Genomic DNA, 13,900 nt, shown 5'->3' on the forward strand with positions numbered 1-13,900 from the left:
CGCTATGCTTACCCTTTTATATAGAGCCGGATTGCACAGAGTGAAGGAAACAGTTACCCAAATCGAAAGTTTCGTCATCCGCCATCTCGAAGGTACGGCAATATCGCAATGAATCCCATGATACGAGCCGCGACGCTTGGTCTGTGCCTGTTGTTCGGCAGCGTCGCCTATGCACAGGACAAGATCGGCGTCATTGCACCGCTCTCCGGTTCCTTTGCGCGGCTTGGCAATCAGTTGGTCGACGGTGCCAATGCCGCGGTTGCCGGCAACAAGCAGGGGCAGGACATCAGCGTTGTGACCGCCGACGACAAATGCGATGCGGCAGGCGGGGCCGCCGCCGCCCGGGAAATGGTGCTGGCCAATGCGACGATTGTGGTCGGTTTTCTCTGCACGGAATCGCTTGAAGCCGCCCTGCCCATCCTCGGGCAGAAGGGCATTGCCGTCATTACACCCGGGGTTCGGGATTTGACCCTGACGGAAATGCGCGCGGATACGCCCTATCCGGTGTTCCGCATCGCCTCCTCCGAGCGCAATGCCGCCCGTGAGACCGGCGACATACTGGTGAACCTCTGGCGGACCACGCCCTTCGCCATCATCGATGACGGCACGATTTTCGGGCGTGAGATCGCCGCCACGGTGCGGGGGCGGCTGGAGGAAAAGGGCCTGAAGCCGGTGTTTGCCGATACCTACCGCCCCGGCCTCGACAATCAGAATGCGCTGGTCGGGCGCCTGAAGCGGGCCGGAGCGACACAGGTTTTCGTCGGCGGCGAACGGGATGACGTCGCTGCCATCGGCCGCAGCGCCGTGGCGCTCAACTATCCCCTGACGATCATCGGCGGTGAATCGCTCAAGGCAACCGCCAGCGGCGGCGATCTGTCCGTGGGAACGCTGATGATCGCACCGCGCGATCCGGAAACCCTCGAGAGCGCCCGCAATGCCAGCAACGCCATGGAACTCGCCGGCAAAGTGCCCGAAGGTTATGCCATTCCCGCCTACGCCGCAGCGGAAGTTGCTGTCCAGCTGCTGACGACCGCGCAGGCCCAGGCCGCTTCCCTGTCCGATCTTCTCAGGAAAAACGTCTTTGAAACCGCCATCGGGCCCGTGCAGTTCGACGCCCACGGCGAGCGCATTGCCGATACGTTTCGCCTGCAGCGCTATGATGGAAAACAGTTCGTGCAGGAGACCAACTGATGCCGCTGAAGACAGGACCGCGCAACCTCATCACCGATGTCGCTGGTCTGAGCATCGGCAATACAGCGGATGCAACCATCAAATCGGGAACCACCGTCATCCTCTGCGATGAACCCGCGACGGCCGCCGTACAGGTTCTTGGCGGCGCGCCCGGCACCCGGGAAACCGATCTGCTCGAGCCGCACAACACGGTTGAAACCATCAATGCACTGGTTCTGTCGGGCGGTTCGGCCTTTGGCCTCGATGCCGCATCGGGCGTGCAGGCGGCCCTGCGCGAAAAGCGCATCGGCTTCAAGGTGGGCGGCCAGCGCATTCCGATCGTCCCTGCCGCCATCCTGTTTGACCTGATCAACGGCGGCGACAAGGATTGGGGCCTTTATCCACCCTATCGCGAGCTTGGCTATCAGGCCGTGCAATCCGCATCGCGCGATTTTGCCCTCGGCAGCACCGGCGCCGGTACGGGCGCACTGGTGACCGGCCTGAAAGGCGGGCTCGGCTCGGCCTCATCCATCCTGCCGAACGGCGCGACAATGGGCGCGCTGGTGGCCGTCAATGCCCTGGGATCGGTGACCGTCGGGCGCAGCCGCCACTTCTGGGCCGCTCCCTTCGAAATTGGCGACGAGTTCGGCGGACTTGGCCTGCCGCATCCGCTTCCCGCCGACGCGGCAGAGATCAAGACAAAATTCAAGGAAGCGGCAGCAGATACCAACACGACCATCGGTGTCATCGCCACGGACCTGCAATTGACCAAGGCACAGGCCAAACGTCTCGCCATCGCGGCGCATGATGGTTTTGCCCGCGCCATCTGGCCCTCGCATACGCCATTCGACGGCGATCTGGTGTTTGCCCTTGCAACCGGCACCGCCGGCCGCGCGCCCGAGATCGACGAATTCATCGAATTGTGCGCAGCAGCGGCTTCCACCATGGCACGGGCCGTCGCGCGCGGCGTGTTTGCGGCAACAGCGGCTCCAAACGACCTGTTTCCTGTGTGGAACACCCGGCCCTGACGGTTTTCATTGTGCGGTCCGGACGCGCGTGGTAACGGGCGCGCACAACATTTCTACCGGAGAACGCCATGAGCCGCCCGCTTGTCATCGCCCCGTCCATTCTCGCTTCCGACTTTTCGAAGCTCGGTTCGGAAGTCACCACCGTGCTCAAGGCAGGGGCCGACTGGGTGCATATCGACGTCATGGATGGCCATTTCGTGCCGAACATCACCTTCGGTCCCGAAGTGGTCAAGGCCATCCGCCCGTTGACCTCAGCGGTTTTCGACACCCATTTGATGATTGCGCCGTGCGATCCCTATCTCGAAGCCTTTGCCAAGGCTGGCTCGGATATCATCACCATTCATGCGGAGGCTGGTCCGCACGCCCACCGCTCGCTGCAGGCCATTCGCGCCCTTGGCAAGAAAGCCGGCATCGCCATCAACCCCGGCACGCCAGAATCTGCCATCGAATATATGCTGAATGACGTCGATCTGATCTTGGTCATGACCGTCAATCCCGGCTTTGGCGGCCAGAAATTCATTTCCGAGACCCTGGACAAGATCCGCAAGGTCAAGGCGATGATCGGCGACCGCCCGATCGATCTGGAAGTGGATGGCGGGATCACCGCCGACACCGCCGGATTGGCAACACAGGCGGGCGCCAATGCGCTGGTTGCCGGTTCTGCCGTGTTCAAGGGCGGATCGGAAGCAAGCTACCGCGCCAATATCGAATTGATCCGCAACGCAACCATCAAGGGCTCGTGATGCGCCTTTCCCTCCTGCTTCGCGCCGCCCTCGCCGTTCTGGCCGTGGGTTTTTCGCCAGTGGCGGCACGGGCAGGCGATGTTGCAAAACTCGACATTCTTGGCTTTTCCAAAGACGGCAAGGTTTTTGCCTTCGAGGAATATGGTGTCCAGGATGGCTCCGGCTTTCCCTACGCCAACCGCTATTATATCGACACGGCGACCGACGCCTTTCTTCCCAAGACACCGGTGCGGGTGCGCCTCGACGATGAAAAGGCTTCTCTTGCCGATGCCCGCGAAAAGGCTGGCCGGGATGCACAGGGGCTCACCGGGCTTTCCGACACGGAACTGCGCGCCAATGCAGGCGATACGGTCGCAGCCAACCCGATCACCGAACTGTCGGCCGACAAGTTCAAGACAACGTTCAATCCGCGCCCGGTTTTCCCTCCCATGGATGAGCCGCTGACGGTGCAACTGCAGGAAATCGATGTCCCACGTCCGGACAAATGCCCGGAACCGGAGGGGTACAAGGGGTTTCGCCTGACGATCCAGCAGGGCGCATCCACCGATATCAGGACGCTACACGAAGATAAATCCATCCCGTCGAGCCGCAATTGCCCGCAAGGCTACAGCATCGGCGCCGTCCAGACTTTCTATCTGCCGGATGGCAAACCTGCCCTCGCCATTCTGATCGCTGTCCGTTCCATCGGCTTTGAGGGCCCCGATTACCGCTGGCTGGCGGTCACCACGCAGCACTGATTTCCGGTCATTTGCCCTGCCGGGCCGAAAAGGCGCGTTGAGTACGGCGCCTTCGTCTGTTAGAGCAGGTTTCACACTCATCCGCCCACCGATTGCCTATAGGAACACACAATGATCCCGCGTTATTCGCGGCCCGAAATGGTCGCCATCTGGTCCCCGGAAACGAAATTCCGCATCTGGTTCGAAATCGAGGCCTATGCCTGCGATGCACTGGCGGAACTCGGCGTCATTCCCAAGGAAGCCGCTGCGACAATCTGGGAAAAAGGCGGCGCCGCGACATTCGATATCGACCGCATTGATGAGATCGAGCGTGAGACCAAGCACGATGTCATCGCCTTCCTGACGCATCTGGCTGAGATCGTCGGTCCCGACGCACGCTTTGTGCATCAGGGCATGACCTCGTCCGATGTGCTCGATACCTGTTTCAACGTCCAGCTGATGCGGGCCAGCGACATCCTGCTGGCTGACCTCGACAAGCTGCTGGCAGCCCTGAAGAAGCGCGCCTTCGAGCACAAGGACACGGTCACCATCGGCCGCAGCCACGGTATCCATGCCGAGCCGACGACGTTCGGCGTCAAGCTGGCACAGGCCTATGCCGAATTCGAGCGCTGCCGCACCCGTCTCGTGGCCGCACGCGCCGAGATCGCCACCTGCGCCATTTCCGGCGCTGTCGGCACCTTCGCCAATATCGATCCCTATGTCGAAGAGCACGTGGCCAAGTCGCTGGGCATGGAGCCGGAACCGGTCTCCACGCAGGTCATCCCGCGTGACCGCCACGCCATGTATTTCGCCACGCTCGGCGTCATCGCCTCGTCCATCGAGCGCCTTTCGGTGGAAATTCGCCACCTGCAGCGCACGGAAGTTCTGGAAGCGGAGGAATATTTCTCCCCCGGCCAGAAGGGTTCCTCCGCCATGCCGCACAAGCGCAATCCGGTGCTGACGGAAAACATGACCGGCCTCGCCCGCATGGTGCGCGCCTTTGCCCTGCCTGCCATGGAAAATGTGGCGCTCTGGCACGAACGCGACATTTCGCATTCATCCGTCGAGCGCATGATCGGCCCGGACGCGACGATCACGCTTGATTTTGCCCTTGCCCGCATGACCGGCGTCATCGACAAGCTGCTGGTCTATCCGGACAACATGCTGAAAAACATGAACAAGTTCCGTGGCCTGATCCACTCGCAGCGCGTTCTGCTGGCCCTCACGCAGGCCGGTGTGTCCCGCGAGGATTCCTACCGCCTCGTCCAGCGCAACGCGATGAAGGTCTGGGAACAGGGCAAGGATTTCCTCGAGGAGCTGCTGGCCGACGCGGACGTCCGCGCCGCGCTGTCGGAACAGACCATCCGCGAGAAATTCGATCTTGGCTATCATACCAAGCATGTCGACACGATTTTCAGGCGCGTGTTCGGCGAAGCTTGAACACGTCACGTTGATCAAAAGAAAAGCCCGCGGTTTCGCGGGCTTTTTATTGGCAGAAAGCGATCAGGCCTTTGCCGGTACGATGCGCATGACATTGCCCCAGGGATCGACGATTTCCCGCTCGTCCCGGGCATCGCTCGACACGAATTCGGCCCAGGCGAGACCGGAACGGTCATTGTCCCGCTTGCCCGCACCCTTGCTCTGCCAGGAATTGGCAGCAACATGGTGATGGTAGCCGCCAGTCGACAGGAACACGGCACTACCGCCGAAACCAGCGACGGTCTGCATGCCGAGCTCACGATGCCACCATGCCTCCGCGTCCCCGGCATTGCCGACCCGCAGATGCAGATGGCCAACCATGGCGCCATCGGGCGCGCCATTCCATTCCGCCGTATCCGGCTTCAGCTCGCCAAGCAGATTACCGACATCCAGCGCAGCGGTGCCCATCTCGACGGATGAACCGTTCCATTGCCAGTTCTCATGCGGGCGATCCGCATAAATCTCGATGCCATTGCCTTCCGGGTCCGTCAGATAGATGGCCTCGCTGACAATATGGTCCGATGCACCGACAATCGGTGTGCGCTGGTCGATGGCGCGCCGCGCCCACCGGGCAAGATCGACCCGGCGCGGCAGCAGGAACGCCGTGTGATAAAGGCCGGCGCTGTGCGGATCGTCGGCACGGATCGCCGCCGCCTGCTCGATTTCGAGCAAAGGCATCTCACCTGCTCCAAGGATGATCGTCTGCCCCTTGCGGGAAAGCTCCCGCAAGCCGACAACCTCGCTGTAATATTTCGCCAGCTGATCGGCATCCCTCGCCTTGATGCCAACTTTTGACACATGGGTCGGGGCCGTTGCTGCAAAGGGAACGCTGTTCATATCTGTCTCCGCGCGGGCTGATCCCGCAATCGCCTGGAAAGCCAGCATTCCGGCACCGCTGACGACATCTCTGCGTGTGACCTTCATGTGCACTCCCGGCGATCCACCTGTTATACCGCATCTAAAATCGGCCGTTACATCAACGGATACAAGCCATGCAGCGGCGAACAGCATGTTCACCATTCGCGAACCATCAAATCCGGATTGTTTACAATCTTGTGGCGTTGCGGTTCCCCGATATTTTTCCTAAATGGGGAGCATGAAAGTCAAAGACGCTGATATCCTCATCATTCCCGGTTACACCAATTCCGGTCCCGATCACTGGCAGACACGCTGGGAGGCCAAGCTTTCCACGGCACGGCGCGTCGAGCAGAAGGAATGGTCGAAGCCCGTCCTTGCCGACTGGGTGGCGGAAGTGGTCAAGTCCGTCAACGAAGCGACCCTGCCCGTTGTCGTTGTCGCGCATTCCCTGGGGGTGCCGACCTTTGTGCACGCATTGCCGCAGATCGGCAGCAAGATCAAAGGCGCTTTCCTGGTGACGCCGCCTGACGTGTCAAATCCGAAAATCCGGCCGAAGCACCTGATGACATTCGGCCCCTACCCGCGCGAGCCTTTCACATTTCCATCCATCGTCGTTGCCAGCCGCAATGATCACTATTGCGAATATGCCGTTGCAGAAGACCTGGCGGCGGCCTGGGGATCCCTGTTCATCGATGCCGGTGAATCAGGCCACCTCAACGCCGAATCCGGCCATGGTCCGTGGCCGGAAGGCACGATGGTCTTTGCGAAATTTATTTCGCAACTATGATTTAATCGCTGCCAGCAATGTCTGCACACCCAGTTGCAGATAGGCCGTGTCGACGGAGATCGGCACATAGGTGAAACCGAGACCGGTGAACCGTTTTGCAAGCTCCGCATTGGGCGCGTAGATGCCGCAGAGTTTGCCTGCGGCGTGCGCCTTGGCGGCGATTTCCCGCAGCGGCTCGATGATCGCCTGCGACCCGGCATCCACCTCGGCACCGTTGCTCCAGCCGATGGAGAAATCCGCAGGGCCGACAAAAACGCCGTCGATACCATCGATGGCCAGAATACCGTCCAGCGCGGCAAAGGCGGCGCGTGTCTCGATCATGGCGAAAGCCAGCGTCTTGGCATTGACCTCAGTCAGATAGCCGCCGGAACCGCTGGCGCCATAGCTTGCCGGACGCCCGCGCAACTGCCCCCACGACCGCTCGCCGACTGGCGGATATTTCATGGAAGCAGCAAAACGCCGCGCATCTTCAACCGAATTGATCATCGGGGCGATAATGCCCTCGGCGCCGAAGTCCAGTGCCCGGCTTGCCATGTCGAACCGGTCGACGGGAATGCGCACCACCGTATGCTTGCCTGCGCTCTGGATGATACCGATGCTTTGCAGAACCGATTGCGTATCGAACGGGCCGTGCTGCATGTCGAGCATGAAGGCGGTGAAATCCGTCCGGCACAGGGTTTCCATGACCAGCGGATGAGGCAGGTTGCACCAGGCGGAAAAAACCGTTTCTCCCGCCCTCAGACGTGATGCTAGCGACATGATCTCTCCCGGAAATTGTTGCTTGTAGTCGAATCGCCTTGGAGTGAAGCAAAAACAACGGAATAGCACCAACAAAAAACCGCCCTGGAAGGGCGGTTTTTACGAAGACCGATCAGGACAGATCAGGATCCCTGGATCTGGCGGATGGCTTCTTCCAGCATTTCATCCATTGTACGGCGGATGCGGTGGTCGGATTTGTCGACACCTGCCGCATCGAAATCGGCACGGATCTTGCGGAAAACGTCGTCATCACCGGCTTCCTGGAAATCCGCCTTGATGACTTCAAGCGCATAGGCTTCCGCTTCTTCGCCGGTCTTGCCCAGCTTTTCCGCTGCCCAAAGGCCAATCAGCTTGTTGCGCCGTGCCTCTGCCCGAAAGCGAACCTCCGCGTCATGCGCATATTTGCTTTCAAAGGCATTTTCGCGATCTTCCATTGTCATCCTCTCTTGCTCCCGCAAAATGAATTGGTCATTCCGGTGAAAGATGCCTCCCCGGTCTTGGCGTTTTTAGGGCAAGTCCCTGATAGGCATTGTTTCTTAGGTTCATATAACCATTCTGCACGAAATCGGAAGTCTGAAATGAACCTCTTCAGGCAAACATGGGTCACATTGTCGTAAAAAGCCCATATAACCCATAAATCCGGGGACCTACTAAGGGATCGGCACCATTAATCTGGTCGAAATGGTACGAGGCCATTTGTTCGGATCCGAGGAGCAAAGGCGATGGGAATGTTTATCCATTCTCAAGTCCTTTGCGACGATGGAGCCGGGCAAATGGACCATATCCTACGGACGCCGAAACGGCTGCAAGCTGCAGTGTCGAGCCGCTCGGCCGGGGGAAAGACCCCGCCCTTCGCACCTCTCCTCGCATCTTCTTGCCGTTTCTGGCGCCATTTCGATCATATTAATGGTGCCGATCCCTAAAGTATCATTGTAGAATGCTTGCTTTTACGATAGTTAGCGCGCCAACATGACGGCTGTGACCAAGGCCGACCGATAACTCCAATACCAGAGACCTGCAATGAACCGTCGCCGCCGTGTCTACGAAGGCAAAGCCAAAATCCTTTACGAAGGACCCGAGCCAGGAACGCTTGTCCAACATTTCAAAGACGACACCACCGTGCTGCATCCAAAAAAGCACGAAGTCATTGATGGCAAAGGTGTTTTGAACAACCGGATTTCCGAGTACATTTTCACCCAGCTCAACCGCATGGGTATTCCGACGCACTTCATCCGCCGCCTCAACATGCGTGAGCAGCTGATCAAGGAAGTCGAAATCATTCCCCTGCAGGTGGTCGTCCGCAACATTGCGGCGGGTTCGCTGGCAAAACGTCTTGGAATCGAAGAGGGCACGGTCCTGCCGCGCTCGATCATCGAATTTTACTACAAAAACGACGTTCTGGACGATCCTATGGTCTCCGAAGAGCACATCACGGCCTTTGGCTGGGCTGCGCCGCAGGAAATCGATGACATCATGGCACTGGCCATTCGCGTCAACGACTTCCTCAGCGGCCTGTTCCTCGGCGTCGGTATCCAGCTCGTCGATTTCAAGATCGAATGCGGCCGTTTGTGGGAAGGCGATATGATGCGTATTGTCGTCGCCGACGAGTTTTCCCCCGATTCCGCCCGCCTGTGGGACAGCCAGACCAGCGAAAAGCTGGACAAGGACCGGTTCCGCCGTGATATGGGCGGTCTGATCGAGGCCTATCAGGAAGTCGCCCGCCGTCTGGGCATCATGAATGAAAATGAACAGTTGCGGCCAACCGGGCCGGTTCTCGTTAAATAATCGCTGATTGAACAATCTCGGAGAAGACGATCGATGAAGGCACGTGTCACTGTAACCTTGAAGAATGGCGTCCTTGACCCGCAGGGCAAGGCAATTGTCGGCGCGCTGGGCAGTCTTGGTTTCGATGGCGTTGCATCCGTACGCCAGGGCAAGATCTTTGATGTGGAGATCGACACCAAGGACCGCGCCGTTGCCGAAGCCAACGTCAAGGCGATGTGCGAAAAGCTGCTCGCCAATACCGTCATCGAAGATTACGCGGTGGAGCTCGTTTAAAAAATGAAATCAGCTGTCGTTCTTCTCCCGGGCCTCAATCGCGACCGTGACATGATTGCGGCGCTGACGAAAATCTCCGGCCAGGCACCGCAGACGGTCTGGCAGACGGACACGGAAATCCCCGATGTCGATCTGATCGTCATTCCCGGCGGGTTCTCCTATGGCGACTATCTGCGCTGCGGCGCCATTGCCGCGCGCATGCCCGTCATGCAGGCGATCCGCGAAAAGGCCGACAAGGGCGTCATGATCATGGGCGTGTGCAACGGCTTCCAGATTTTGCAGGAAGCAGGCCTCCTGCCCGGCGCCCTGATGCGCAACGCGTCGCTGAAATTTGTCTGCCGCGAAGTGAAGCTGGAAGTGACCAATGCCAACACCGCCTTCACCCGCGGCTATTCGCATGGCCAGATCGTCCGCTGCCCGGTTGCCCATCATGACGGCAATTTCTTCGCTGACGAAACGACTTTGGCCCGCATCGAAGGCGAAGGCCAGGTGGTTTTCCGCTATGCGGAGGGTACAAACCCGAACGGCGCCATGAATGACATCGCTGGTATCATCAGCGAAAAAGGCAATGTTCTCGGTATGATGCCGCATCCGGAGAACCTGATTGAGGCTGCCCATGGCGGCTCCGATGGCCGCGCCCTGTTTGCGGGCATTCTTGGGATTGCCGCCTGAGTAAAATTCTATACGCTTGAGCCATGCCGTTCCGGCCCGCCATGGGCCGGAACGGCACTCAAACGGAGGAATTGAGAATGAAACTGTATTCGCGGCCGCTCTCCCCCTACTCCTCGATTGTTCGTTGCATCGCCTATTACAAAAAGGCACCCATCAAGGTCGTAGCGCCGCCGCCGGGTTTTCCGATACCCGAAGAGTTCCGCAGCATTTCCCCGTTCAACCGTATTCCGGTGCTGATCACAGGCTCGGGCCTGACCATCATCGAAGCCACGGTAATCTCCGAATATCTCGAAGAACATTTTCCTCAACCGGTTCTGTTGCCGGCGGACTCGCGTGACCGCGCCGTGGTGCGCATGGCTGCCCGTATCGCCGAACTGGAAATCCTCGTTCCGGTCATGGAGCTTTTCGAGCTCGTTCACACCAAATCCAAGGACGATGCGCGCATCACCAAGCTTTTTGCCCAGCTGGAAGCCGGTTTGCGTGAAATCGAACACCGCATGGGAGATGGCCCCTATGCGCTGGGCAAGCAGATGACCATGGCCGATGCCTGGCTGACGCCGATCCGCTTCCTGTTCAACCATTTCCGGGTGATGACGCGCCGCTCGCGCCTGCTTGAACCATTTCCGAAATTCGACGCCTATGAGCAACTGATTGTTCAGGATCCGGTGCTATCGCTGGTCTGGTTCGAGATGACGGATGCCTTGAAAGTGTTCCTCGGGGAACTTGAGGCAAGCTGATCAACCGCCCTTGTATCATTGGAGATAGCTGGATGAAAATGCAGACGATTGGCGTTGCCATGATGATTTCGCTCGTGGCGCTCGCCGGATGCCAATCACCCAGCAAGCCGGGGCCTGGCTCTCTGGCCTTCGGTTCGGACAAGGCCGCCCTCGCCACCATGGAGAGGGTGGCCCTTGCCGCCAATAATTGCTGGTTCAAGTCGAAGGATTCGGCGTTCAAGCCCTACCATCTCGCGCCGGAGCTGAATTCCTATTCCGGCCGCCCGCGCATCCTCGTCGTCCCGGCGGGCAACCCCGGCGGCCGTCCGCTGCTGGTCGTTCACGCGGAAGGCAACCCGGCCAAGGTTGAGGCCTTCGGCCCGCTGATGGGACATTCCATGGGAAATCGCATTGAATCCGACATACGCCGTTGGGCAGCAGGGCAACCGTCCTGCACCGCGCGCGGCTGAAGAATGAAAACGCAAGCCGGTGCGGTTATGCACCGGCTTGAGGCATCACGTCGACAGATAACGGTCGAGATCGGCTTCGACATGATCGCGGGTCAAGGCAAGATCCTTGAGCCCTTCGTCGCTCAGCTTGCCGAGCTGCAGCCGCGTGCGCCGTTTCATCAGGGCGCTTTCCACCCAGCCGGCAAATTGTGACAGGAAGTCCGGCTGTGAAGCATAGGTCAGCCCCCGGATAGCGGGACGGTTAGGTTCTACAAAAGTCGTACCCATATGCGCCTCCCTGAAACGATTGAATATGCAATATATAGGTAAATCACAAAAGATTCATTCAATATTACTGAGGGCGGGTATCAGCGGTCCTGATCGCGGCGCGCAAGGCCGTTCGCACCGACCTGCAATTGTCCGCAGGGCTGCTGTTCAGCGCTTCGGTCCTGCCCTAATCCCAGAAGAAACGGCGTGACTCACGCAACGCGTCAAGAGGCGTCATTCCGATGTCCTTCAGCTGTTCAGCGGAAAGTTCACTCAGATGAATGCGGGTGTTGTGCTTTCTCACAGCCACGTACAACCATTCCATCATGCGGCGGAACGCCGTCGTATTGTCACCCAATACGCGTGTTGGCAAGCCACGGCTTGCACGCTTTACATCGGAGCATTCTCTTTCAATTGCATCAATTGTACTCATAACATCCATCCTATCAAGTCGAATTGACTCGAATTGTACCGCTAATTGTAATGGATTGACTCAATTGGAATCGCAATATACATAATTGTCACCATGACAAATTGGCTTCCAGAACTGAAACACGGCAAAGGCCCGCTCTATCTGCAGCTTGCGGAGCGGATTGAAGCGGACATTGCAGACGGCGTGCTTGCACCGGGCGCGAAATTGCCTCCGCAGCGCAATCTTGCCTTCGATATCGGGGTGACAATCGGCACGGTCGGTCGGGCGTACAATCTCATCCGCGAGCGCGGTCTTGTCAGCGGAGAAGTGGGTCGGGGCACCTATGTCATTGATCACAAGGAGACGAAGCTGATCGAGCTTCCACCCGCCCAGCACTCCGAACCCTTCGGCGGCACGCGCAGCGCCGTCATTGCGCCCGGCAATATCCGGCTCGACAGCACGGCTGCGATTGATGTCGGGCAATCGGTTGTGATGGACCGCTTTCTGCGGGATATCACCCGATCCTATCCCGGCGAAATCGCCAGCTATTCCCGCACCCTGCCCCCGTCATGGCAATGGGCGGGCAGCCGCTGGCTCGGGTCGGCGGACTGGCGGCCCGATGCCGCTTCGATTGTACCGACGCTCGGCGCGCATTCAGCCATTCTAGCGATCATTGCCGCGGTTACCACACCGGGCGATCGTATCGCCTTCGAGGATTTGACCTATTGTTCCGCCGCGCGCAGCGTCAATCTGATGGGGCGGCGCAGCATCATCATGAACACCGAGAACGGCAGTGCCACACCGGATGACTTTGAACGGCTCTGTGCGCAGCAGCACCCGAAGCTGGTGTTCCTGATGCCGTCGCTGCAGAATCCGACGGCCACAACCCTCTCCGAGGAACATCGCCGCGCCATTGTCGAGATTGCCCGGCGTTACAATGTCTGGATCATCGAGGACGAGATTTACGGTTCGCTCCTCTGCCTTGATCACGTCAAGCTTGCAGAACTGGCGCCGGAACGGACCTTCCACATTGGCGGCCTGTCGAAATCCGTTGCGGCGGGTGTACGCGGCGGCTGGGTTGCCTGCCCGCCGCATCTGGCATCGCGCGTGCTGACAGCCCACAAGATGGTCACCGGCGGTATGCCGTTCCTCATGGCGGAACTCGGGGCGCAACTGGTCAATTCCGGCGAGGCCGACGCCATCCGGGTCAAGGTCCGGGAAGAAACCACCGAACGGGAAGCGCTGGCAAGATCGATCTTTGCCGGTTTCGATATCAACTCGCATCCCTATTCGCCGTTTATATGGGTGAAACTGCCGGAACCATGGCTGTCGGCGACCTTCAAGAGCGCGGCGCTCAATGAGGGTGTCCTCATTGACGACGAGGACGAGTTCAAGCCGGGCCGGACGGAAAAGACCTTCCACCGGGTGCGGTTTGGCTATTCGGTGCCTGCAACGCGCGGTGAAGTGGAAAACGGCCTGTCCATCCTGCGCCGTCTGATGGAAACCGACAATGCGAGCTATGACAGCTATTCGTGAGTGCTCTGAAGGCTATTGCGTAAGCATTGTGCGTGGTTCGACAAGCTCACCATGAGGGAGGGTCAGGATTGCAAGGAGTTATATTCTGCAACCTTTGCGATTGGCATTGCAGCCAAACCACTCCCCTCATGGTGAGCTTGTCGAACCACGTACCAAGCGCCATGCAAGGCTGATACGATTTACCATCCGACACCACCTGTTGACGAAACGCGGCAAGCGACAATTTTTCCGCCTTAGACGGTGTATTCCC

Annotated in this window: 17 protein-coding genes; 12 read left to right on the forward strand and 5 right to left on the reverse strand. The window is 59.1% G+C overall.

Going from position 1 to position 13,900, the window contains the following annotated elements:
- Positions 1 to 117: 117 nt before the first annotated feature.
- From ACIQWS_RS10305 to purB, 5 genes are all read left to right on the forward strand, one after another.
- Positions 118 to 1,191 carry a branched-chain amino acid ABC transporter substrate-binding protein gene (locus tag ACIQWS_RS10305; RefSeq protein ID WP_403176053.1) on the forward strand — a complete coding sequence of 358 codons (1,074 nt, stop codon included), beginning with the start codon at positions 118 to 120 and terminating at the stop codon, positions 1,189 to 1,191.
- A complete protein-coding gene (locus ACIQWS_RS10310) occupies positions 1,191 to 2,198 on the forward strand; it encodes a P1 family peptidase (protein WP_403176056.1) in 1,008 nt (335 codons plus the stop codon). Before ACIQWS_RS10305 ends, ACIQWS_RS10310 begins: the two co-directional genes overlap by 1 nt.
- A 68-nt stretch (positions 2,199 to 2,266) precedes the next feature.
- Positions 2,267 to 2,941 carry a ribulose-phosphate 3-epimerase gene (gene rpe, locus ACIQWS_RS10315; RefSeq protein WP_346305302.1) on the forward strand — a complete coding sequence of 225 codons (675 nt, stop codon included), beginning with the start codon at positions 2,267 to 2,269 and terminating at the stop codon, positions 2,939 to 2,941.
- The gene (locus ACIQWS_RS10320; protein WP_403176063.1) at positions 2,941 to 3,678 is read left to right on the forward strand and encodes a DUF2259 domain-containing protein; all 738 of its coding nucleotides are present in this window, start codon (positions 2,941 to 2,943) and stop codon (positions 3,676 to 3,678) included. Before rpe ends, ACIQWS_RS10320 begins: the two co-directional genes overlap by 1 nt.
- A 111-nt stretch (positions 3,679 to 3,789) precedes the next feature.
- Positions 3,790 to 5,097, forward strand: coding sequence for an adenylosuccinate lyase (purB, locus tag ACIQWS_RS10325; RefSeq protein ID WP_403176066.1), 1,308 nt, complete (start codon positions 3,790 to 3,792; stop codon positions 5,095 to 5,097).
- A 63-nt stretch (positions 5,098 to 5,160) separates the two neighbouring features.
- Here the strand turns inward: purB and ACIQWS_RS10330 are convergent, their stop codons facing one another.
- Positions 5,161 to 6,060, reverse strand: coding sequence for a VOC family protein (locus tag ACIQWS_RS10330; RefSeq protein ID WP_403176070.1), 900 nt, complete (start codon positions 6,058 to 6,060; stop codon positions 5,161 to 5,163).
- A 172-nt stretch (positions 6,061 to 6,232) separates the two neighbouring features.
- Here ACIQWS_RS10330 and ACIQWS_RS10335 point away from each other — a divergent pair, with 172 nt between their 5' ends.
- Entirely contained in the window at positions 6,233 to 6,781 is a 549-nt protein-coding gene (locus tag ACIQWS_RS10335) for an alpha/beta hydrolase (protein ID WP_223612977.1), read from the forward strand.
- Here ACIQWS_RS10335 and ACIQWS_RS10340 read toward each other — a convergent pair.
- Entirely contained in the window at positions 6,776 to 7,540 is a 765-nt protein-coding gene (locus ACIQWS_RS10340; RefSeq protein WP_346305300.1) for an aldolase/citrate lyase family protein, read from the reverse strand. The two genes, ACIQWS_RS10335 and ACIQWS_RS10340, sit on opposite strands and share 6 nt — an antisense overlap.
- A gap of 122 nt (positions 7,541 to 7,662) precedes the next feature.
- Positions 7,663 to 7,980: a DUF1476 domain-containing protein gene (locus tag ACIQWS_RS10345; protein WP_223612975.1), complete on the reverse strand. Its 318-nt coding sequence runs from the start codon at positions 7,978 to 7,980 to the stop codon at positions 7,663 to 7,665.
- A 580-nt stretch (positions 7,981 to 8,560) separates the two neighbouring features.
- Here ACIQWS_RS10345 and purC point away from each other — a divergent pair.
- The 5 genes from purC (at position 8,561) to ACIQWS_RS10370 (ending at position 11,456) form a co-directional block, all read left to right on the forward strand.
- Positions 8,561 to 9,325 (forward strand): phosphoribosylaminoimidazolesuccinocarboxamide synthase, encoded by a 765-nt coding sequence (purC, locus tag ACIQWS_RS10350; protein WP_105732451.1) that lies wholly within the window; start codon positions 8,561 to 8,563, stop codon positions 9,323 to 9,325.
- Positions 9,326 to 9,358: 33 nt separating this feature from the next.
- On the forward strand, positions 9,359 to 9,598 hold the full coding sequence (gene purS / locus ACIQWS_RS10355; RefSeq protein WP_105732450.1) for a phosphoribosylformylglycinamidine synthase subunit PurS: 240 nt from the start codon (positions 9,359 to 9,361) through the stop codon (positions 9,596 to 9,598).
- A gap of 3 nt (positions 9,599 to 9,601) precedes the next feature.
- Positions 9,602 to 10,270 carry a phosphoribosylformylglycinamidine synthase subunit PurQ gene (gene purQ, locus ACIQWS_RS10360; RefSeq protein WP_346305299.1) on the forward strand — a complete coding sequence of 223 codons (669 nt, stop codon included), beginning with the start codon at positions 9,602 to 9,604 and terminating at the stop codon, positions 10,268 to 10,270.
- A 77-nt stretch (positions 10,271 to 10,347) separates the two neighbouring features.
- Positions 10,348 to 11,007 carry a glutathione S-transferase family protein gene (locus ACIQWS_RS10365; protein ID WP_403176091.1) on the forward strand — a complete coding sequence of 220 codons (660 nt, stop codon included), beginning with the start codon at positions 10,348 to 10,350 and terminating at the stop codon, positions 11,005 to 11,007.
- Between the two features lie 32 nt (positions 11,008 to 11,039).
- Positions 11,040 to 11,456, forward strand: a complete 417-nt coding sequence (locus tag ACIQWS_RS10370) for a hypothetical protein (protein ID WP_223612973.1) — start codon at positions 11,040 to 11,042, stop codon at positions 11,454 to 11,456.
- Positions 11,457 to 11,501: 45 nt separating this feature from the next.
- Here ACIQWS_RS10370 and ACIQWS_RS10375 read toward each other — a convergent pair whose 3' ends face one another.
- Together ACIQWS_RS10375 and ACIQWS_RS10380 are read right to left on the reverse strand one after the other, a co-directional pair.
- Complete coding sequence (locus ACIQWS_RS10375) at positions 11,502 to 11,723, reverse strand: DUF1127 domain-containing protein (protein WP_346305298.1); 222 nt, start codon at positions 11,721 to 11,723, stop codon at positions 11,502 to 11,504.
- A gap of 166 nt (positions 11,724 to 11,889) precedes the next feature.
- A complete protein-coding gene (locus ACIQWS_RS10380) occupies positions 11,890 to 12,135 on the reverse strand; it encodes a DUF1127 domain-containing protein (protein WP_403176096.1) in 246 nt (81 codons plus the stop codon).
- A 93-nt stretch (positions 12,136 to 12,228) separates the two neighbouring features.
- On the opposite strand from ACIQWS_RS10380, the gene ACIQWS_RS10385 reads away from it, so the two are divergent.
- Positions 12,229 to 13,650, forward strand: a complete 1,422-nt coding sequence (locus ACIQWS_RS10385; protein ID WP_346305296.1) for a PLP-dependent aminotransferase family protein — start codon at positions 12,229 to 12,231, stop codon at positions 13,648 to 13,650.
- Positions 13,651 to 13,900 lie beyond the last annotated feature (250 nt).

Source organism: Phyllobacterium sp. NPDC097923 (genome assembly GCF_044760925.1).
Taxonomy (GTDB): Bacteria; Pseudomonadota; Alphaproteobacteria; order Rhizobiales; family Rhizobiaceae; genus Phyllobacterium; species Phyllobacterium calauticae.

What these genes read in the sequence shown, in the direction of transcription:
- ACIQWS_RS10305 (WP_403176053.1), top strand. Translation starts at nt 118, where the DNA reads ATGATACGAGCCGCGACGCTTGGTCTGTGCCTGTTGTTCGGCAGCGTC.
- ACIQWS_RS10310 (WP_403176056.1), top strand. Translation starts at nt 1,191, where the DNA reads ATGCCGCTGAAGACAGGACCGCGCAACCTCATCACCGATGTCGCTGGT.
- rpe (WP_346305302.1), top strand. Translation starts at nt 2,267, where the DNA reads ATGAGCCGCCCGCTTGTCATCGCCCCGTCCATTCTCGCTTCCGACTTT.
- ACIQWS_RS10320 (WP_403176063.1), top strand. Translation starts at nt 2,941, where the DNA reads ATGCGCCTTTCCCTCCTGCTTCGCGCCGCCCTCGCCGTTCTGGCCGTG.
- purB (WP_403176066.1), top strand. Translation starts at nt 3,790, where the DNA reads ATGATCCCGCGTTATTCGCGGCCCGAAATGGTCGCCATCTGGTCCCCG.
- ACIQWS_RS10330 (WP_403176070.1), bottom strand. Translation starts at nt 6,060, where the DNA reads ATGAAGGTCACACGCAGAGATGTCGTCAGCGGTGCCGGAATGCTGGCT.
- ACIQWS_RS10335 (WP_223612977.1), top strand. Translation starts at nt 6,233, where the DNA reads ATGAAAGTCAAAGACGCTGATATCCTCATCATTCCCGGTTACACCAAT.
- ACIQWS_RS10340 (WP_346305300.1), bottom strand. Translation starts at nt 7,540, where the DNA reads ATGTCGCTAGCATCACGTCTGAGGGCGGGAGAAACGGTTTTTTCCGCC.
- ACIQWS_RS10345 (WP_223612975.1), bottom strand. Translation starts at nt 7,980, where the DNA reads ATGACAATGGAAGATCGCGAAAATGCCTTTGAAAGCAAATATGCGCAT.
- purC (WP_105732451.1), top strand. Translation starts at nt 8,561, where the DNA reads ATGAACCGTCGCCGCCGTGTCTACGAAGGCAAAGCCAAAATCCTTTAC.
- purS (WP_105732450.1), top strand. Translation starts at nt 9,359, where the DNA reads ATGAAGGCACGTGTCACTGTAACCTTGAAGAATGGCGTCCTTGACCCG.
- purQ (WP_346305299.1), top strand. Translation starts at nt 9,602, where the DNA reads ATGAAATCAGCTGTCGTTCTTCTCCCGGGCCTCAATCGCGACCGTGAC.
- ACIQWS_RS10365 (WP_403176091.1), top strand. Translation starts at nt 10,348, where the DNA reads ATGAAACTGTATTCGCGGCCGCTCTCCCCCTACTCCTCGATTGTTCGT.
- ACIQWS_RS10370 (WP_223612973.1), top strand. Translation starts at nt 11,040, where the DNA reads ATGAAAATGCAGACGATTGGCGTTGCCATGATGATTTCGCTCGTGGCG.
- ACIQWS_RS10375 (WP_346305298.1), bottom strand. Translation starts at nt 11,723, where the DNA reads ATGGGTACGACTTTTGTAGAACCTAACCGTCCCGCTATCCGGGGGCTG.
- ACIQWS_RS10380 (WP_403176096.1), bottom strand. Translation starts at nt 12,135, where the DNA reads ATGAGTACAATTGATGCAATTGAAAGAGAATGCTCCGATGTAAAGCGT.
- ACIQWS_RS10385 (WP_346305296.1), top strand. Translation starts at nt 12,229, where the DNA reads ATGACAAATTGGCTTCCAGAACTGAAACACGGCAAAGGCCCGCTCTAT.